Genomic DNA, 19,327 nt, shown 5'->3' with positions numbered 1-19,327 from the left:
CACGCGATCACGTTAGTGCAGCGTTAATCTGCCCGACCATGTTCGGGGACGGGACGCCCACATGGCCTGGCTGCGTGACATCGATCGTTGGTTCGCGACCCGCGTGTTGCCCTATGCTGGCAACTATCGTGCCTATGCCCGCAAGCTAATCGGCGACGAGGCCGAGGCGGAGGATCTTGTTCAGGAGGCCTACGCCAAGGTGCTGGGCGTGCCTGATTGGCGCCGGCTTGAGGCGCCCGAGCGCTTCGTGATGACCATCATTCGCAACCTGGCCTTTGAACGTTTCCGCCGCGCCAAGGTGGTCAGAATCCGCCAAATCGGGGTGCTGGAAATGGACTTGTTGGCCGATCCCGCGCCCGACGCCTACGCCATAACCAGCGCACGGCAGGAACTGGACCTGGTGCTCGCTGCGCTGGATCGCCTGCCCGAGCAATGCCGCAAGGTGCTGACCTTGCGAAAAATGTACGGTCTTTCCCCGGCGCAAATAGCGGTTAGGTTGAACTTGTCCATCTCTACGGTCGAGAAACACCTGGCCAAGGGGCTTCGGCTCTTGACCAAATCCCTGGCCGCGGGCGATGGCCGCAGTATCGAGAAACGACCGAGTTCATGGCCAAGACGGGCGATCAAGACAGAGACGCACTGATCGCCCAGGCCTCGCAATGGTTGGCGCGTCTGGACGCCGGCCGCACGACAGAGCTGGAACTGGACGCCTGGCGTGACGCCGATCCGCGCCGCGCCGCCGCCTTCGCGGAGGTGGCCAGCGCCTGGAGCCGGCTGGACGCGCTGCGGAGCGATGAAGCGCGACCCGCGCCGGGGATCAATCGCCGGGCCTGGCTGACAGGCGGGGGCGCGGCCTTGGCCGCCAGCCTGACGGTCGGCGCCTATCTTGGCCGCGATGTCCTGCTGCGCGATCGGGTCACGACAGGGATAGGCGAGCGCCGCACCCTGGCCTTGCCGGATGGCAGCTCCGTTGAACTGAACACCGACACTCAGATTTCCTGGCGCTTTGACCGGCAGAGACGCCGGTTGTGGCTGGCGCGGGGCGAGGCGGCCCTGACCATCGCCAGAGACACATTGCGGCCCTTCGAGCTGGTCACCGCGCAGGGGCTGACCCGGCTGGCGGCCGGGCAGTTCAATGCGCGCCTGCGCCCGGCAGGGCTGGACCTTTTTGTCCTGGCGGGCCGGGCGGTAATCCAAACCGCCTCCGCCACGGCCGAGGCGGGCGTGACCGGCCCCGACGACGCGCGACAGGTTCTGGAGGTCAGCGATCGCAAGATCGAGGTCGTCGACGCCCCGGAAGCCCAGGTCCAGAGCGTCCAGGCCTGGCGGCGGGGCGAAATCGTGTTCGAGGGGCAGCCGCTGTCAACCGCGGTCGAGGAATATAATCGCTACCTGACTCGCAAGCTAGTCATCGGCGATGCGCGGGCAGCCAATCTGAAGCTAGGCGGCCGGTTCCTGACCGGTGATCCCGAGAGCTTCCTGCAGGCCCTGCGCACGACGTTCGGCCTACGGATCGTCGAGGACGGACCGTCGCGAATTCTTCTTAAATCTCGATAGGGGTTTTCTCCACGCCCCCCGTCTTGCCGTTCGAGACGCCGATCACGGTGATCAACGAGGCAGGGGCAAATTCAATGATCAAGACCTGGGCGCCGCGCATGGGCGCGTGCTTGTTGCTGGCCACGACGGCCATCGTTTCGGCCACGCCGGTCGTCGCTCAGGCCCAGGCCGCGCGCGTCGAGTTCGATATTCCGGCCGGGGACACGGCGGCGGCGCTGAACGCCTTCTCGCGCCAGGCCGGCGTGCAGTTGATGTTCCCCTATGACGTCGCCGCCCGCCACCGCACCGACGGTCTGAAGGGCGCGTTCGGTCGGGAGGAAGCCCTGCGCAAGCTCATCGCAGGCGCCGATCTGGAGATCGCCTCGGCCAATGCCCAGGTCATCACTCTGCGCCAACGGGCTGCGGGTCCTTTGGCCGCCAACGCGGCCGCCGCTGACGTGGTGGAAGAGGTGATCGTCACCTCGCGCGCCGGCTCGGACGCCCGCACACGCCTGACCACCAGCTACGCCGTCACCAGCATGAGCGAAGAGTCGCTGCGGATGCGCTCGCCGATGGGTGTGGCCGACGCGCTGAAGTCGGTGCCCGGCTTCTGGGTGGAGGCTTCGGGCGGCGAGGCCAGCGCCAACATCCGCGCCCGCGGCATCCCGCAGGAAGGCTTCTCGGCGATCGCCCTGCAGGAAGACGGCGCGCCGGTGCAGCATGACGGCGGCCTGGGCTATCTGAACGCGGACCAATCCTTCCGCCTGGACGAGACCATCGAGCGGATCGAAGTGGTGCGCGGTGGACCATCGTCGATCTTCGCCTCCTACGCTCCGGGCGGCACGGTCAACTTCATCACCCGCAACGGCGGCGGCACGCCGGAAGGCATCGCCAAGCTTCAGGTCTCCGATTACGGCCTTAAGCGCGTCGACCTCTGGTACGGCGGCCCGATCGGTGAGTGGCGGGTCGGCGCCGGCGGCTTCTGGCGCGAGGATGACGGCATCCGCGATCCGGGCTTCACGGCCAACAAGGGCTATCAGTGGCGCCTCTCGGCCGGTCGCGACTTCGAGCGCGGCAGCATAGAGTTCAACATCAAGCACCTGGACGACAACGTCATCCTGTTCGCCGGCGTGCCGATCAAGTTCAACGCCGCGGGCGAGCCCGGTGACACGCCCGGCTTCGACGCCCTGAAGGGCACCCTGGCCGGTCCGGAGACCGCCCAACTGACCCTGCGCGGCCCGACCGGTCCGTTCAACTGGGACCTGACGCGCGGCACGGAGGTGAAGCTGACCCAAGCCACCGCCATCCTGAACTATGAGCTGTTCGACGGCTGGAACTTCCAGAACACGCTGCGCTACCGGACCTCGGAGTCCAAGCGCATCGGCTTGTTCCCGAACACGCCAGTGACTGGCGCGGCCCGTATCGCCCAGTACCGCGCCCTCCTGCTGGCGGCCACGCCGGGCGCCACCGACGTGCAGTTGCGCTACGCCACCTCGCCGACCGAGATCTTCCAGACCACGGGCGCTGGCCAGAACGGCAACGGCCTCGTTCTCGACGGCTCGCTGCGCTACGTCTCGGTGCCGCTGGACGAGCTGATCAACGACGCCCGCCTGTTGCACAAGTTCGAGATCGGCGGCCAGACCCATGACGTCGCCTTCGGCGTCTACACCGCCCACGTCGAGGAAGCCTTCAACCGCTATTCGGCCAACGTCCTGCTCGACGTGCGCAGCAACGCCCGGCGACTGAATCTGGTGGCCGTCAACGGGGCGGGGCAGGTGATGTCCAGCCTCACCGAGAACGGCGTCTCGCGCTACGGGGCCGAGTTCGCCAACGGCGATGGCAAGTCCAACACCACGGCGCTCTACCTGACCGACGAATGGAGCATCACGCCCTCCTTGCGCATCGACGCCGGGGTGCGCTGGGAGCAGATCGAGTTCGCCGGCCGCAGCGAGCGCAGCAAGACCATCAATCTGGGCCTCTCACCCACGCCGGCCGACGACACTGTGCTGGTCGGTTCGGGCATTTATGACCGCCTCGACCGCAAGTTCGACCACGCCGGCTGGACCGTGGGCGCTGACTACCGGATCACCCCGCAGATGGGCGTCTTCGCGCGCTACACCTCGGCCTTCCGCCTGCCATCGCTGGGCGACTACATTACCAACGCCCTCAACGCCGCCCCGACCGTCCAGACCATGGACCTGATGGAGGCCGGCTATAAGTGGTCGACGCCGAAGGCCGATCTCTACGCCACGGTGTTCCAGACCACCTATGACAACCTCGGCTTCGGCAGCCTGGTGTTCAATCCGGCCACCGGCGCCTATGTCCAGCAGACCAGCATCACCGACACCAAGACGCTGGGCCTGGAGGTTGAAGGAACCGTGCGTCCTACCCGCTGGTTCGACGTTGGATTCAGCGCAACGTTCCAGAACCCGGAATTTGGCGACTACAAGTTTGAGGAAGCCTGTTCGATCTCGGCGACCGACGCCACCTGTCTGATCAAGCCGCCCGCCACGACCGCCAGCCGCACGCGCGACTTCACCGGCAACCAGCTGATCCGCGTGCCCAAGACCTCGTTCCGCCTGACCCCCGGCGTGAACCTGCTGGAGGGCCGCCTGCGGGTGGAAAGCAGCGTCGAGCGCTACGGTGATCGCTACTCCGACGCCGCCAACACCCTGAAACTGCCGGCGTATACCCTGGTCAACGCCACGGTGCGGTTCAACGTCACCGACAAGTTGGCCATCTACGCCTATGGCAACAACCTCACCGACGAGATCGGCCTGACCGAGGGCAACCCCCGCGCCGGCCAGATCATCAGCACCGAGGCGGGCGCCGTGTACGGGATCGGTCGTCCCGAGTTCGGCCGCTCGTTCCGCGCGGCTGTGATGTACCGCTTCTAGCCTCCCTCCAGTTCCCCTCGACTTGGGCGGCCGGTTCTGCCGGCCGCCCATCTTTTCGTTTGGAAGAACAGCCATGATCCGCTGCCTGCTCGCCCTGATCGTTCTTGCCCTGGCGCCTCCGGCCTGGGCGCGGGAGAAGGCCCCGGACCTGATCTTGACCGGTCAGATCGTCGGCGCCGATCACCAGACCTACAAGCCCGTGACCTTCGAGGTGCCGCCGGGCGTGACGCGGCTGACCGTGGCCTTCGACTACACCGGCAAGGATCAGAGGACGGTCGTCGACATCGGGCTGATGGATCCGCAGCGCTTCCGAGGCTGGAGCGGCGGTAACAAGCGCACCTTCACGCTGGCGATCGAGGACGCCACCATGAGCTACTTGCCGGGCCCCCTGCCAGCCGGACGCTGGACCCTGCTGCTGGGCATACCCAACACCCGCGCCGCGACCGTGGCGTCCTATGAGGCCAGAATCTTCCTTGAGCGGGCGACTGGCGCTCCGGGCCTGACGGCGCCGCCGTTGAAGGCCGGCCCAGGCTGGTATCGCGGCGATCTCCACGCCCACACCGGCCACAGTGACGGCTCGTGCCAGACCCAGAGCGGCGCCCGCGCGCCGTGCCCGGTCTATCGCACTGCCGAGGCAGCTTCGGCCCGGGGCATGGATTTCATCGCCATCACCGATCACAACACCACCAGCCATTTCGAGGCGATGGCGGAGCTTCAGCCGGCTTTCGACAAGCTTCTGCTGATCCCTGGCCGCGAGGTCACCACCTTCCAGGGTCACGCCAATGTCTTTGGCCCAACCGCCTTCATCGACTTCCGCCTGGGCGACCCGGCCGTGCCGGATGTCAGGACGCTGCAAGGCCTGGTCGAAGCCGCCGGAGGGCTCCTCTCGATCAACCATCCCAGCGCGCCGTCGGGCGAAGCCTGCATGGGCTGCGGCTGGACGACGGCCAACACGGACTACGCCAGGGTCCAGGCCATCGAGGTCGCCAATGGCGGCTCGGAGCGCGCCCAGGGCGGCGCGGAGGGGCCTCTGCTGGGCCTGGCATTCTGGGAGGCGCGATTGAACGCCGGCCATCGGATCACGGCCATTGGCGGCAGCGACAATCACGACGCGGGTCTCTCGCCGGATGTGGCCTCATCGATCGGCCGCCCGACTACCGTGGTTCATGCTGATGAGCTCTCAACGGCGGGACTACTCGCGGGTCTGCGGGCAGGGCGGGTGTTCATCGACCTGGACGGAACCCGCGATCGTGTACTGGACCTGTCGGCCCGCGGCGCCATGGGGACTGCCGCCATGGGCGGCGCACTACCGTTTCAGCGCGGCGAGACAGTGACCTTCACGGTCACCGCCTTCGGTGTTGGTCCGGCTATGCTGGAGGTTGTTCAGGACGGCGTAGGGAGGACATCAGTGTTCACAAGCTCTGACGTGTTCTCGATCAAGATGGGGGACAGGCCCAGCTGGGTGCGCGTCGATCTGCGCGACCTGGGCGGACGGCTAATGTTGATCGGCAATCCAATCTACCTGACACCTGCGCGCTAACACTCATCGCCCGACCTCAGCATGCTCTGGCTCATGTCGATGGCGCCTTGGTGGTGAGCGATCATCACCTTGGCCCAGAGCACATCAATGTCGGGCGCACGGGCCGACATCATGCCGCGGCTCATGCGCATGGCGTCCGATTTCAGTGCCTCCGCACCCGCCTTGTCACGGGTTGATTTCATCTGCGGCTGGGTGGCCATGCCGGGCCTTCCGGGCTGCTCATCGATTGGGCCAGGGCCGGCCCGGCCGCCGCGCTCGACCAATCGTGGTCGCGATGGCGGAACAGGCCGCACTTTGAGAGAGACACACACACCAATTTTCTCGACCGTGTCCCGACGCTTCGAAGGCCGGTTTGCGCGCTTAGCGAGACCTTAGTTGAGGTGTCACCGCCTCATTCTGCTTCAACGGCGAGGTTAGTTCGCAGCATCACCGCGTCGGGTTTGCCGTCTGGCGCCAACATGGAGCTCACCACCTGCCCGAGCTTGAGTCGTGGGATAAAGGTCTCGCTATGGGGTGGTCCTGGTGTCGGCTACCGGCGCCGTTCCGCAGGGTGATCTTCCCCCGAAAAAGTGGACGGGGTTAAGCCGCTCTGCGTTCCATCTCGGCGGGACTGATATAGTCCAGAGCCGAATGCAGGCGACGTGAATTGTAGAAGCCCTCGATATAGCCGAACAGATCGCGCCGGGCCTCGGCGCGGGTGGCGTAGACGCGATGATAAACCCGCTCGGTCTTGAGCGCGTGGAAGAAGCTTTCCATCGGCGCGGTGTCCCAGCAGTCGCCCTTGCGGCTCATGGATGGGGTAATCCCTGACTGGGCCAGGGCTGAGCGGTAGGCTTCAGCGGCGTACTGGCTGCCCTGGTCGGTGTTGAAGATCTCTGGCGGCCCGTAACGGGCCAAGGCCTCCTCAAGGGCCTGGATGCAAAACTCGGCGTCCATGCTGTTGGAGAGCCGCCAGGACAGGACTTTCCTCGTCGCCCAGTCCATTACCGCCACCAGGTACAGGAAGCCCCGCCGCATCGGGATGTACGTGACGTCGGCGCACCAGACCTGATTGGGCTTGTCGATGGTCAGCCCGCGCAGCAGGTACTTGTAGGCCCGGTGTTCCGGGTGCGGGATCGTCGTGCGCGGCTTCTGATAGATCGGCGCCAGGCCCATCCTGGCCATCAGCCTGCGCACCCGCATCCGGCCGACCCTGTAGCCTTGGCGGCGTAGATGCCGGGCCATCTGGCGCGAGCCGTACCAGGGTGTCTCCAGGAACGCCTCGTCGATCAGCCGCATCAGCGCCAGGTTCAGCGGGGTCTCGCCCGCCGGCTGATAGTAGAAAGCCGAGCGGCTGATCGACACCAGGGCGCACTGGCGCTGGATCGATAGTCGGGGATGCTCGGGCTCGATCATCTGTCGCCTCCGGTCCAGGCTCAACGACCGAAGGCCTTGGCTAAAAAATCCCGCTCCACCACCAGCTGGCCGATCTTGGCGTGCAGCTTGTCGATCTCGCCCTCCCGGGCGCCCTCGGTCGCCTCGGCCTTGCCGGAGAACACCCCGGAAAGCCCCTCGATGGCCTGCTTGCACCACGCCGTAATCATCGTCTGATGGACGCCGTGTTTCGTCGCCAGCTGAGACAGGGTCAGCTCCCCCTTCAACGCCTCCAACGCGACCTTGGCCTTGAAATCAGCCCAGTACCGCTTCCGCTTCCCAGTCATAAAGTCCGTCCTTCATCGAGGTCGAACCACCTTAGCCAACTGTCCGAATTTCCGGCGCCACCTCAGACGGACCAATACCTCCGCATGTTTCAGTGCCGATCAGGTTTAAGGCGCCCGCAGCAGAAGCTTTGGCCGCGCCTCCTTCCGAACGCAGCTTGGAGGTTGCAACGAGATGGTTTGCCTTGGTCGGGGGAGCAGGAACCTGGACGAGCTGCGATCGCCGGCACGTATCGCGCTAAATCAGCTTTCTCCTGAAGTTCGTCAGGCAGTGGGTGCAACGCACGCCGATGGGAGCAGCATTGTCGGCGGGGCCTTCGTCCGCGCTCTGGCGCAGGAGATTGATCGCACTGCTCAAGTCCAGGATATTGAGGCCGCGAGACAATACCTTCTTCGTCCTGAATCGGCCGGGTACTGGGACATAGCAAAGAGCAAATCGATGCAGTCTGACCTCATTGCCTGGGGCAAGGGGCGACCGGATCGGCAAGAGATGGCTTTGGTTCTTGTCCGAGTGTTTTCCGGCCTCAAGTTAGCCGCGTCGCGTAGCGCCGAGGAGGGCCGCAGCCTTTTCCGGCACTCATTATGCTCAATGGTGAACTGCGAAATCGCCTCACGGCCCGCGGCCATCGAAGCGACCCCGCGTTGAAGAGGGACAGCGCTAGGGTTCCAAACCGGTTCCTACTGAGCGCGATCCCCTTGTCGCTCCCCTAGCTCGGCAGCCGGGCGCGCGCTTGCGGCGCCCTTTTCAGCGAGAGCGTCCAGGCGAGCGCCGGTTCTTCTGGTAGATATCCCACAAAGCGGCGACGTGGGCCGCGCTTTATGTCGGGGGACACCGCATGGCTGAGCTGACCAAGGACCAGATGATCGCCCTCACCACTCATGTGGTGGGCGCATACGTCGGCAACAACCGCGTGTCTGTCGTCGACCTGCCCGGCCTCGTAAAGAGCGTCTACAGCGCGCTTGCCTTGGCCGCAGTTCCGCCGCCTAGCGAGGCTGCGGCTCCCGTCGAGAAGGCAACAGCCTCACAGATCCGCAAAAGCATCACGCCTGACGCCCTGATCAGCTTCGAGGACGGCCGGCCCTATAAGACGTTGAAGCGCCACCTTACGAACCTCGGGCTCACGATCCCCGAATACAAGGCCAAGTGGGGCCTGCCTCAGGACTACCCGACGACCGCTCCGAGTTATTCGCAGGCGCGCTCGATGATGGCCAAGGCCCTGGGCCTCGGACAGGGCGGCCGCAAGTCGCCCAAGCGCGCCAAGTAGGCCAAGGTCATCGCTCAATAAAGGCGGGCGCCGGCCGGAGATTAAGGGGGCAGGCGCCGCTCGTCGTCCACCAAGGTCAGGCGACTGGGCGCGGTTCCGCCCCAGGTCCACAGCACCAGGTTCATATCGGCGTGACCCGATCCCGGCGCAAAGCTGCGGACCAACAGGCCTTTGAATCCCTGGGCGATTAGGCGTTGGCTGAAAGCCTGAGTGCGCGACACGCCCAGCGCGATCATTTCGTCGCGCCAGCCGTTGTCAGCCAGCACCGTTGCGTCAATGTCTTCACGGGCAAGCGCATCTGCGTCCCGCCCGTCGAAGATCTCATCCACCTCAGCATCGTAGGACACGAGCATCGTGGGCTGGAGGGCGCCGACCTGGTTGGCCTCGCGAACGGCGGTCATCACGTCCAGCGCTGCGTAAAGAGCTGGCGTGCCTTTTGTGTTGAAGCGGCCGCCATAGAGTTGCGCGCCCCGACCAGACAAGGGTTGGCGGGCGTAGACGGGATTGAGCGCCCGATAGAGCGGACCGGAATACCGCACAGCGAGCTAGGCGTAGACGCCGGCGTCTACCGCATCGACATAGTCGAGAACCTCGTCGCCACGCCCATCTCTGACCAGCTGCATGGCCGTCTGCCCCGAAAAGCCGGCCAACGGCTCTGATCGGAACCAAGCATAGGCGATCATGGCCGAACCAAACCGCGCCTCGACCTTATTGATGACCTCGACCATTTCCCGAAGGCGTCGCTGAGTGCGATCGGACTGCACGCGATCTTTGCGTTGAACAGCGTCACGGCCAAGGCCAACCGTGCGCGCCACCTCCTCACTCGTCGTCTGAAACGCGTCGGCAATCTTGCGGGGCGCGAAGAATCCATCGTCGGCGTATGCGTGGAGCGCCATGTCGCCATCATCCTAATGCCACGTACTATGACGCACTATAGCGTCAATATGTGCGACAGGCAAAGCAATCAGGCTTGTGCCGGGCGGTCGCCTGTTGGGCGGCGATCTGCGCGAAGACAGCGGCAGTATCAGCGTTGGCTTCATCTATGACCCCGGCAGCCTCTCTGGCCGGGAGGGCTTCAGACCCCGCCGCCCCGTCAAGGCGCCAGCGCTGCAGGAACTGGCGCTCGGGGCCGCCGGCATTGGAGACCGACACGACGAGCTCTCCGCCATTCCCAGCGGGGACCGTCACCGGGAACATGAAACCGGTATTGGTCGGCCCGGCCGGGATGACGATCGTCAATGAGTGGTCGTGGTCCGGGGCTTCTACGCGAAGGAAGACCGCTGATTGTTCGGCGTCGAGATCCACGCTCACGCCCAGCCAGCACTTTCTGGCGGTTGGGACCACATCGACAACAATGGCGTCGCCTGCAACACCGATGAAGGGCTCACCTCATATGTGGACGACCCCCTCGACGGATCAAAGCTGATGACCATGGGACCGACGTCGGAGAACTACTTCTTCCCTCGGAACCGAGGGTCGTAAGTCCACTTTCGAACTTTGGTGGCGGTGATTTTGGCGCTGTCGGGGTGTGATGGATTGATCACCACGTTCTGCTCTTCAGGAACGATGATTGATGGGACGAAGAGTAAGCAGGTGGATGCAGACTGGAGCCACTCAGTCCCGAGCTGAATGCTTTCGTACCCGGAAGGTTCTGCGTCCCAGCCTATAGGGAGCGTGCTGACGCCGCGAGTAACCGCAGCCTTTGCCACGAGGTCAGGAACTTCGATCCTGATCAAGAAGCGGTTGAATGGCAGCGCGTTCAGATGGACAACTGTCTCCATGCAAGCGAGCGAAATGGACGTGGCGCAGTACAGAGCGGGCACGTCTTTTTTATTCCAGCGCCCGCCCGACTTGGCGGCGCCAGCGCCGGTTAGATCCTCGGCTTTGTACTTGTCGGTATCTGCAGCAATCCGCCAGAGAACCAGCGTCACGCATAGGCCCCGCTCTGCATCATAAGCAGGGTGTTGGCGACAAGCGTCTGACCTTCCATCGTGTCCATATAGTCGATGGGCCGATCACCCCCGAAAGCAGGCAGCGGGGTGCGCAGCCATTCAGAAAGCCATCCGCCGGCGTCAAAGCCTTCGGGACCACCAGACTCTTCCACCATCGATTCGACCTGGCCAAGCAACTTGGCCATTCCGAGCACACGTTCGCTCTCCTCTTGTGACAGGGTGATGCCCTTGGCCGCCTTGCGGTTCACCGTTGCGGCGGACAGCTTGAGCGCGGTCAGAGCAAGGCCTTGGCCAATCGCAAGGTCGGTGAACAAGGTCTTCGCCCAGCGAGCGCTGACCCCACGCTTGATGATGTTCATGCGTTGGCCATGAGAAGCCAGGAAGACCTCGCGATAGCTCAGGTCTCGGCCTGACTGGGCGCCCTGTGGCGCGGCGGCGATTTTGAGGGTCATCGAACATCTCCTTTGAGCGGAATATATCGCTCATTTGAGCAGCGCGCTAGCCACTAGGCAGGGTTGGAGATTCCCAAGGCGGGGCGGCTTGGCCACGCCCGAGCAACTCGATGGACAGGAGCTGCTTGTAGGTCTGAATTAGCGCGCAGTCAGGATTGCCAAAATCGGCGTCCTGCAGCGATAACCTAGCCATCCGTGCGGGCGAGGCTTTTCCCTTTAGGGCCAGCTCCTGATCCACCTGGATGGCCAGTGCGGCGGCCGCCCGAATGCCGTCCCCTAGCCAGCCTTGCGCATCGGGTGGACCATCCTCTCGAAACCGCAGCGCCGCCACGCCGGCCCGCACGTTGTTATCCCATGGCCGATCGTTTCCGATCGACACCAACCTACCGTCAACGACACGCGCCCAGCCCATGGGTCCAGACAAGCAGGGTCAGCGGGCGAGGGTCAAGGTTGCCCCCTCCCCCGCGCCGGTGGAACTTGCCGGGACGGTGTTCATTACATCGCCCGGTTGGCTGACCATTTGAACTTCTGGATATCCGCCAGCGGGCCTATTGTAGGCGGCGTGGACCGATCACTCTAAACCGCGCTTGCCTGGTGATACTTGCAAACTGCCCGTCCGCCTTCGACCCTTACGCGCCCGCCCGCCCACCTCCTCAAGCGCTTTGACCTGGGCCAGGTCGGCGACGACACCATCAAAACGTTTCTCTCGAAGGGGTTTTCGCTGGCGATCTGCTGCCGCGACTGTCCCCGGCTGACCGAGTGGACGCCGCCTGAGTTGGAGGAGAAGTTTGGCGACAGGCTGAGGCTGCGCATCGCCGACCTGGGCGCGAGGTTGGCTTGTACGGGAGAAGGCGGGTGTGGCTCCCACGACATCGCGGTCTTCCCGCACCTTTACGACGGGTCCTGGTCGTGGTCGCCGCCGCCCGGGCGGGCCTAGCTAGGCGGGAATGACCCCGTCGCCCTTGCCGCCGCGGGCAACGATCTTGAGCGTCCCGTCCGGCAGAGGTCGCTGAAGCTCGGCGACCTCGGTCCAAAGCGCGTCGCTCATCCAAAGGTCCCATTCCTCCGGCTCCGTGAGGACGACCGGCATGGCCTTTGAGTGGAATGTCTTCACGGGCTCGGCCGAGTCCGTGGTCAGGAAACCGAACGCCTCGATATCCTCCCAGCCCTTGCTCTTCATCCGCACGCAGGCATACGGCGTCCAGATCCCCGCGAAGAAAGCCAGCGGCCGGCTTTCGTCGAGCGCAAACCAGATGTTCTGCCGGGTCTTCTCGTGGTCCTGGTCAGGCTCGGCGAAGGACGTGAAGGGGACAAGGCAGCGATTGCCGGCGCCGAGCCAGGGCGCCCAGTGGGTGTTGGTCTTGCCGGTCTTCACGCTGGTGGTGTTGCGCACGTTCGTCGTGCCCTTGTCCGGCTCCATCTTGAGCAGCTCGGCGAAGTCGAACTCCGTGCCCTTGGCCTTCAGTTTGTCGGCGCGCTCTGTAGCGGCCTGGAACAGGGCCTGCTTTGACGAAGGCATTCCCCAGCGCGCGTCGCGCAACATGCGTTGGCCATCCTCGCCGTGGGTGACGATCGGGGCCGCGTAGTCGGGGAACACGCCCGGAATCGGAGGCTGATTGTTGTTTCGGTCGGACATCGCGCGGACAAGCGCAGCGATTTCCGCGCGCGTTTTCATGATAGAATAGAGATTGCACATCGCCAGGATCCAGATCGTCTAGGTTTGGAGCCAAAGCTTAGCTTGCCACGCTTCTGGTTGTTCCCCGTCACCCTCGACGTACAAGTATTCGACCGCCTCGACGTCAGGGTGGATGCACCAGAAGTCATGGCCGGGGTTAAACCAGCCCCATAGCAGCGCGTCGGCCGCTCGGTCCATTCGCGCCGGCAGGTCAGCGTATTCACCCCAAGATGCGCTTCGATAATCGGTAGGCCAGACGCGCGTCGCGAACTTGGAGCCATCTTCGGGGATATCGTCCGCCACGCGATCCACCTTGGGATGTCTGTCCCAAAAGCCTTGCGGCAGGTCATTATGCTGCGCGACGAACAGAGACTGGTCGACATAGGCCAGGCGTGATGGTCCCTCAGCGCCATACGGCTCGATGTGCCGATAGGTGCTGGGTTCTGGAACGATGACGGTGCTCATGACGAAATCCTGATCCAGGTTTGATCGCCTGTCGACCCGCATTGATCGTGTCAGTCTCCCGGATGCCCGGCGAGATGCTCGCGCACCGCTTGCGCGCTGTTGCCCACTTCGTCCAACGCCCGCTGCAGGGTCTCACGCGAGACGCCGAGTTTATCGGTCCAATATCGGACCTCGTGGTTCTCGCTCATGCTGATCAGGGCGCGGTCCCCGGCGCCGGGGTTATTGAGGTCGTCCGACATGGTGTGCTCGGTTGTTTGATGATGAAGGTGAAAAACGGCAAGCGGTTCCACGCCGAGACTAGGCATAGCGCTGCAGACCGCCACTTTCGCTGAGCGGTCGGCGTTATGGCGCCAGGGCTCTGACCTGCGACAAAAAATACTTGAGTCCCCGCAAGCCCTTACGCCTTCGAACGAATCGCTAAGCTTGGGCGTCAAACCCGGTCGCACCTACCGTTGACTCCGCAGGCCACAGGAGAACAAAGATAGAACCCCGCGTTAGGCGCTCATGTCCCTCCACCGCTCCCCCGCCGCGCTTGACGCGCTTCGACGTCAGGTTCGCCTTATCGAACTGGCAGGCTGCGCCAGCGGTCGGGTGCTGCCTTTCGGCGTCGGCGCGATCGACGAGCGTCTGCCCGGCCAGGGCTTGGCGATGGGCGCGTTGCATGAGGTGGCCGGCGGGGCTGAAGGCGCCCTTCATGGCGCCGCCGCAGCAAGCTTCGCGGCCGGTATCTTGGCGCGCGCTGATGGACCGGTGTTGTGGTGTCTGCGGCAGCGCGATCTCTTCGCGCCAGCTCTGGCTCAGGCTGGCCTGCCGCCCAAGCGCGTGATCTTCGCCGAGGCCGGCGACGAGGCCGCGATCCTGGGCGCCATGGAAGAGGGTCTTAAATATCGCGGCCTGGCCGGCGTGGTCGGCGAGGTCGCCAAGCTCTCGATGACGGCCTCGCGGCGCCTGCAGCTGGCCGCCGAGAAAAGCGGGCAGATGGCCATCGCGATCCGAAGATGGAGGCGCACCGCTGATGCGGCGGACCTTGGGCAGCCGACAGCGGCGACCACCCGGTGGAGGGTTTCGGCCCTCCCCTCCTCTCCCCTTCCAACCGCCGGCGTGGGCCGAGCCCGTTGGCTTCTTGAGCTTATGCGTTGCCGCGGTGGCGAGCCTTTCGATATCGAGATTGAAGCCTGTGACGCCAAGGGTCATCTCCGTCTTCCTGCCACAATGGCCGACCGATCGGCTCCGACGCAGCCTGGGCAAGAGCGCGTCGCCGCCTGACGTCCCCGTCGTCATGGTCGGCCGTGTCGGACGACGCCGCGCCATAGCCAGCCTCAATACGGCGGCGGCGCAGGCCGGCTTGCGCGTCGGTCAGGCCGTGGCGCAGGCCACCGCCATGGTCCCGGGCCTCTTGCTGCATGACCTCGACGCGGACGGCGACGGCGCCGCGCTGCATCGTCTGGCGCTCTGGGCCCAGCGGCTCTATTCGCCCGTCGCCGCTGCGGACGGGGCCGACGGGCTGGTGATCGACGCCACGGGCGCCGCGCATCTTCGCGGCGGCGAAGAAAAGATGCTGATCGACATCCGCGCCCGGCTCGAGAAAGTCGGGCTGCAGTCGCAGATCGCGATGGCCGACACCTGGGGCGCGGCCCATGCCCTGGCGCGCTACAGCCGCCGCGCCATCTTCGTTGTCGACCCCGGCGTGATCGGACGAGAGATCTCGGGTTTGCCGGTCTCGGCTCTGCGCCTCCCCAGCGCCACCGTCGAAGCACTCGGCCGCTTGGGCTTCGACACCATCGGCGAGCTGGAGGCCACACCCAAGGGTCCGTTGGCGCACCGGGTCGGCTACGATTCCGTTCGACGGCTGGATCAGGCCTTCGGTCGCCATGCCGAACCGATCGAACCCGTCATGGCGACAGAGACCCTGACGGCGCGCCGCGCCTTCGCCGAGCCGATCGCCGCGCCGGAGACCATGGCGCGATACGTCACCCAGCTGGTCGCAGAGCTTTGCGCCGCGCTGGAGGCCGTCAGCCTCGGCGCGCGGCGCCTGGACGCCTATTTCGTGCGGGTGGATAACCGCACTGAGACAGCGAGGATCGCCATGGCCGCGCCGAGCCGCGATGCCAAGCGCCTGGCGCGGCTTCTCTGCGAGAAGCTCGAAAACGTCGATCCGGGCTTTGGCGTCGAGAAGATCATCCTCGCCGCGCCGGGCGCCGAACCTCTGGTCTTCAAGCAGACGCAGAGCCTGGAGGACGGAAGCGGTCCCACTGATCTTTCTGCCTTGATCGACACGCTGAGCAATCGGCTGGGCGCTGGCCACGTCTATCGCCTGGCGTCGGCCGAGAGTGACTTGCCCGAGCGGTCCGTGAGGGCGGCGCCGGCGCTGGAGGCGGTGGATGACTTTTCGTGGCCACTGGATTGGCCCAGGCCGACGAGGCTTTTTGCCCGACCTGAGCCGGTGGAGACCGTGGCCTTGCTGCCGGACGCGCCGCCGGCCGCCTTCACCTGGCGCGGCGTTCGCCGCAGGGTGCGCTGCGCCGACGGGCCCGAGCGCGTGTTTGGCGAATGGTGGAAGGCCGACGCTGAGCTGGCCCGCTCGCGCGACTACTACCAGGTCGAGGATGACGCTGGCGAACGCTTCTGGCTCTACCGCGACGGCGATGGCGAGGATCCGGCAACGGGGACGCAGCGCTGGTTCATTGCGGGGATCTTCGCTTGACCGGCGCCTATGTCGAGCTGCAGTGCGCGTCGCACTTCTCGCTGCTACGCGGTGCCTCCTCACCCGGCGAGCTTTTCGACCAGGCCGCCGCCCAGGGCTACGAGGCGCTGGCCATCTGCGACCGCAATAGCCTCGCCGGCATCGTTCGGGCGCACGTCGCCGCCAAGGCGACGGGCGTTCGCCTTATTGTGGGCTGCGAGCTGGCCCTGCGCGACGGCACGATCCTGGTGGTGCTGCCGACTGACCGCCCCGCCTATTCGCGGCTCTGCAGGCTGCTTTCGCTGGGCAAGCACCGCGCCGGCAAGGGCGAGTGCGACCTGGACCTGGATGACGTGGCCGCCCACGCGCAGGGCCTCATCGCCATCCTCGTGCCCGACAAGGCCGACGACCTTTGCGCTCTGCAACTGAAGAAGGTCGCCGCGATCTTTGGCGCCGACGCCCACCTGGCCCTGACCTTGCGGCGGCGGCCCGGCGACGCCTTGCGGCTCTTTCGCCTTGACCAAATGGCCAGGGCCGCCGGCGTTACCCCGGTCGTCACCAACCGGGTTCTTTTCCATGAGCCGTCGCGGCGCATGCTGCAGGACGTCGTCACCTGCATCCGTGAGGGTACGACAATCGATGATGTCGGCTTCAAGCGCGATCGCCACGCCGACCGCTATCTGAAGGCGCCTCCCGAGATCGAGCGCCTGTTCGCCAAGCACCTGGACGCGGTGGCGGCGACGGCAGCGATCGCCGACCGCTGCCGGTTCAATCTGGATGAGCTGAGCTACCAGTATCCCAGCGAGGTCAACGAGGGTCGCTCGCCCCAGGAAACCTTGGCGCGGCTGACTTGGGAAGGCGCGGCCGAGCGCTACCCCGACGGCGTGCCCCCCGAGGTCGAGGCGACCTTGAACCATGAGCTGAGGCTGATCGGCATCATGGGCTATGCGCCCTACTTCCTGACGGTCAATTCGATCGTCCGCTTCGCGCGCTCCCAAGAGATCCTCTGCCAGGGACGGGGCTCGGCGGCAAACTCAGCCGTTTGTTACGTGCTGGGCATTACCGCCATCGATCCAGAGCGCAACGATCTCCTGTTCGAGCGCTTCGTCAGCCAGGAGCGCAACGAACCGCCGGACATCGATGTCGATTTCGAGCACGCGCGTCGCGAGACGGTGATGCAGTGGATTTTCGAGACCTATGGCCGCCATCGGTGCGCGCTCGTCGCCGTCGTCCAGCGCTTTCGGCCGCGCGGCGCGGTGCGGGACGTCGGCAAGGTCCTGGGCCTGCCCGAAGACATGACCAAGGCGCTCTCCAGCCAGGTCTGGAGCTTCTCGCGCGAGGCGATCGAGGACAAGCACGCCACGGACCTGGGCATGGACCTGTCGGATCGGCGTCTGCGTCTGACCCTGGAGTTGGCCCAGCAGCTGCTCAACACGCCACGGCACTTCAGCCAGCACCCAGGCGGTTTCGTCCTGACAGAAAATCGCCTGGACGAGCTGGTGCCAATCGAACCCGCGGCCATGGAAAATCGCCAGATTATCGAGTGGGACAAAGATGACATCGACGAGCTGAAATTCATGAAGGTCGACGTGTTGGCCTTGGGCATGCTGACCTGCCTGCAGAAGGGCCTGGCCCTGCTGGCGCAGCACAAGGATATCCATCTTCAGCTGGCCACCATCCCATCGGAGGATCCCCGCACCTATGCGATGATCCGCAAGGCCGACACCCTGGGCGTCTTCCAGATCGAGAGCCGGGCCCAGATGGCCATGCTGCCGCGTATCAAGCCACGCAGCTTCTATGACCTGGTCATTCACGTCGCAATCGTTCGCCCCGGACCGATTCAAGGCGACATGGTCCATCCCTATCTGCGCCGGCGGCAAGGTCTGGAGCCGGTCAGCTACCCCACCCCGGAACTTGAGAAGGTGCTGGGCAAGACACTCGGCGTGCCGCTTTTCCAGGAACAGGCCATGCGCGTGGCCATCGAGTGCGCAGGCTTTACGCCCGGCGAGGCTGACCAGCTTCGCCGCGCCATGGCGACCTTCAAGATGACCGGCGGGGTCAGCCACTTTCGGGATAAGTTGGTGGGCGGTATGGTCGCCCGGGGCTACGAACAGGAGTACGCTGAAAAGACCTTCTCCCAACTGGAAGGCTTTGGATCCTACGGCTTCCCGGAAAGCCACGCGGCCAGTTTTGCGATCCTGGCCTACGCCTCGTCCTGGCTTAAATGTCACCACCCCGACGCCTTCTGCGCCGCCCTGCTTAATTCCCAGCCCATGGGATTTTACGGGGTCTCGCAGATCGTCCGCGACGCAGTCGAGCACGGCGTCGAAGTCCGACCTGTCTGCGTTAACCGCTCGCGATGGGACAGCACTCTGGAGCCGGCCGGCCGGGAAGATCGCTGGTCTGTTCGCCTGGGCCTGCGCATGATCAAGGGTCTCATCGACACCGAAGCGGCGACCCTCGTCGCAGCGCGGGGGGATCAGCCGTATGCGTCCATCGACGACATCTGGCGCAGGTCGGGCGCAAAGCCTGGGATGCTCGCCAAGCTGGCCGACGCCGACGCCTACCTGCCCAGTCTGCGGCTTCATCGGCGCGAGGCGATGTGGGCCATCAAGGCCCTGCGAGACACCGCCCTGCCCCTGTTTGATCAGCCGGAGGCCTCCGAACTCAACGAGCCGGCGCCGCAGCTGAAGGCTATGACCGAGGGCCGCGAGATCGTCGAAGACTACGGCAAGCTGGGTCTATCGCTGCGCCGCCATCCCCTGGCCCTGCTTCGGGAGGATCTGACCCGTCAGCGCCGCGCCCCATGCCGCGTAGCCAGCGAAGGTCGAGACGGCCACTTTATCCAGACCGCCGGCCTGGTGCTGGTGCGCCAGCGCCCGGGTTCGGCCAAGGGCGTGATGTTCATCACCATCGAGGACGAGAGCGGCGTGGCCAATCTCGTCATTTGGCCGACACTCTATGAGAAGCAGCGGCGTGTGATCCTGGGCGCGAGCCTGCTGGGCGTCGATGGACGGATCCAACGCGAAGGCGATGTCGTCCACTTGGTCGCCTACAAGGTCCATGATCTGGGCGACGTCCTCCAAACCCTGCAGACGCGATCCGGGGATCAGGGCGACATGGAATGGGCCCGGCGGAGCCGAAATTTCTGTTGAAGCAGGCGCT

Annotated in this window: 18 protein-coding genes; 8 read left to right on the top strand and 10 right to left on the bottom strand. The window is 65.0% G+C overall.

Translation table 11 applies throughout. The features are described from left to right. Nucleotides 1-61: 61 nt before the first annotated feature. The 4 genes from ACP7AG_RS10875 to ACP7AG_RS10860 all read left to right on the top strand — a co-directional run bounded on the left by ACP7AG_RS10875 (nucleotide 62) and on the right by ACP7AG_RS10860 (nucleotide 5,973). On the top strand, nucleotides 62-643 hold the full coding sequence (locus tag ACP7AG_RS10875; protein WP_426030820.1) for an RNA polymerase sigma factor: 582 nt from the start codon (nucleotides 62-64) through the stop codon (nucleotides 641-643). Then, the gene (locus ACP7AG_RS10870; protein ID WP_426030819.1) at nucleotides 607-1,557 is read left to right on the top strand and encodes a FecR family protein; all 951 of its coding nucleotides are present in this window, start codon (nucleotides 607-609) and stop codon (nucleotides 1,555-1,557) included. Before ACP7AG_RS10875 ends, ACP7AG_RS10870 begins: the two co-directional genes overlap by 37 nt. A gap of 74 nt (nucleotides 1,558-1,631) precedes the next feature. After that, the gene (locus tag ACP7AG_RS10865) at nucleotides 1,632-4,433 is read left to right on the top strand and encodes a TonB-dependent receptor (protein ID WP_426030818.1); all 2,802 of its coding nucleotides are present in this window, start codon (nucleotides 1,632-1,634) and stop codon (nucleotides 4,431-4,433) included. 73 nt (nucleotides 4,434-4,506) lie between these two features. Next, complete coding sequence (locus ACP7AG_RS10860) at nucleotides 4,507-5,973, top strand: CehA/McbA family metallohydrolase (protein ID WP_426030817.1); 1,467 nt, start codon at nucleotides 4,507-4,509, stop codon at nucleotides 5,971-5,973. On the opposite strand, the gene ACP7AG_RS10855 is transcribed toward ACP7AG_RS10860, so the two are convergent. Both ACP7AG_RS10855 and ACP7AG_RS10850 read right to left on the bottom strand, forming a co-directional pair. Next, nucleotides 5,970-6,173: a DUF305 domain-containing protein gene (locus tag ACP7AG_RS10855; RefSeq protein WP_426030816.1), complete on the bottom strand. Its 204-nt coding sequence runs from the start codon at nucleotides 6,171-6,173 to the stop codon at nucleotides 5,970-5,972. The two genes, ACP7AG_RS10860 and ACP7AG_RS10855, sit on opposite strands and share 4 nt — an antisense overlap. 379 nt (nucleotides 6,174-6,552) lie before the next feature. Further along, nucleotides 6,553-7,673, bottom strand: a protein-coding gene (locus ACP7AG_RS10850; protein WP_426030815.1) for an IS3 family transposase whose coding sequence is annotated in 2 segments (ribosomal slippage) — nucleotides 6,553-7,418 and nucleotides 7,418-7,673 — 1,122 coding nt in all. Because the reading frame shifts where the segments join, the coding sequence is not laid out codon by codon here. Nucleotides 7,674-8,506: 833 nt separating this feature from the next. Between ACP7AG_RS10850 and ACP7AG_RS10845 the strand changes: the two genes are divergently transcribed. Next, a complete protein-coding gene (locus ACP7AG_RS10845; protein ID WP_426030814.1) occupies nucleotides 8,507-8,935 on the top strand; it encodes a MucR family transcriptional regulator in 429 nt (142 codons plus the stop codon). Nucleotides 8,936-8,976: 41 nt separating this feature from the next. Here ACP7AG_RS10845 and ACP7AG_RS10840 read toward each other — a convergent pair whose 3' ends face one another. From ACP7AG_RS10840 to ACP7AG_RS10805, 8 genes are all read right to left on the bottom strand, one after another. Further along, nucleotides 8,977-9,474 carry an RES family NAD+ phosphorylase gene (locus ACP7AG_RS10840; protein ID WP_426030813.1) on the bottom strand — a complete coding sequence of 166 codons (498 nt, stop codon included), beginning with the start codon at nucleotides 9,472-9,474 and terminating at the stop codon, nucleotides 8,977-8,979. Between the two features lie 6 nt (nucleotides 9,475-9,480). After that, a complete protein-coding gene (locus ACP7AG_RS10835; RefSeq protein ID WP_426000834.1) occupies nucleotides 9,481-9,831 on the bottom strand; it encodes an antitoxin Xre/MbcA/ParS toxin-binding domain-containing protein in 351 nt (116 codons plus the stop codon). A gap of 43 nt (nucleotides 9,832-9,874) precedes the next feature. Further along, nucleotides 9,875-10,240, bottom strand: coding sequence for a hypothetical protein (locus ACP7AG_RS10830; RefSeq protein WP_426030812.1), 366 nt, complete (start codon nucleotides 10,238-10,240; stop codon nucleotides 9,875-9,877). A 146-nt stretch (nucleotides 10,241-10,386) separates the two neighbouring features. Next, on the bottom strand, nucleotides 10,387-10,866 hold the full coding sequence (locus ACP7AG_RS10825) for an RES family NAD+ phosphorylase (RefSeq protein WP_426030811.1): 480 nt from the start codon (nucleotides 10,864-10,866) through the stop codon (nucleotides 10,387-10,389). After that, complete coding sequence (locus ACP7AG_RS10820) at nucleotides 10,863-11,246, bottom strand: antitoxin Xre/MbcA/ParS toxin-binding domain-containing protein (RefSeq protein WP_426030810.1); 384 nt, start codon at nucleotides 11,244-11,246, stop codon at nucleotides 10,863-10,865. Before ACP7AG_RS10820 ends, ACP7AG_RS10825 begins: the two co-directional genes overlap by 4 nt. 1,030 nt (nucleotides 11,247-12,276) lie before the next feature. Further along, nucleotides 12,277-13,035 (bottom strand): SOS response-associated peptidase, encoded by a 759-nt coding sequence (locus ACP7AG_RS10815; protein ID WP_426030809.1) that lies wholly within the window; start codon nucleotides 13,033-13,035, stop codon nucleotides 12,277-12,279. 18 nt (nucleotides 13,036-13,053) lie between these two features. After that, nucleotides 13,054-13,479, bottom strand: a complete 426-nt coding sequence (locus ACP7AG_RS10810; RefSeq protein ID WP_426030808.1) for a hypothetical protein — start codon at nucleotides 13,477-13,479, stop codon at nucleotides 13,054-13,056. Between the two features lie 50 nt (nucleotides 13,480-13,529). Next, entirely contained in the window at nucleotides 13,530-13,718 is a 189-nt protein-coding gene (locus tag ACP7AG_RS10805; RefSeq protein ID WP_426030807.1) for a DUF3606 domain-containing protein, read from the bottom strand. A gap of 265 nt (nucleotides 13,719-13,983) precedes the next feature. Between ACP7AG_RS10805 and ACP7AG_RS10800 the strand changes: the two genes are divergently transcribed. From ACP7AG_RS10800 to ACP7AG_RS10790, 3 genes are read left to right on the top strand one after another with little or no spacing between them, the layout of a single operon-like run. Further along, complete coding sequence (locus ACP7AG_RS10800; RefSeq protein ID WP_426030806.1) at nucleotides 13,984-14,745, top strand: ImuA family protein; 762 nt, start codon at nucleotides 13,984-13,986, stop codon at nucleotides 14,743-14,745. Between the two features lie 13 nt (nucleotides 14,746-14,758). Next, on the top strand, nucleotides 14,759-16,183 hold the full coding sequence (locus ACP7AG_RS10795; protein WP_426030805.1) for a DUF6504 family protein: 1,425 nt from the start codon (nucleotides 14,759-14,761) through the stop codon (nucleotides 16,181-16,183). Continuing rightward, nucleotides 16,180-19,317: an error-prone DNA polymerase gene (locus tag ACP7AG_RS10790; protein ID WP_426030804.1), complete on the top strand. Its 3,138-nt coding sequence runs from the start codon at nucleotides 16,180-16,182 to the stop codon at nucleotides 19,315-19,317. The genes ACP7AG_RS10795 and ACP7AG_RS10790 overlap by 4 nt, the downstream gene beginning before the upstream one ends. Nucleotides 19,318-19,327 lie beyond the last annotated feature (10 nt).

The organism is Caulobacter sp. DWP3-1-3b2, from assembly GCF_049896325.1.
Lineage (GTDB): Bacteria > Pseudomonadota > Alphaproteobacteria > Caulobacterales > Caulobacteraceae > Caulobacter.
Note: the sequence above shows the minus strand (reverse complement) of the source record. Positions and strands in the feature narration are given on the sequence as shown.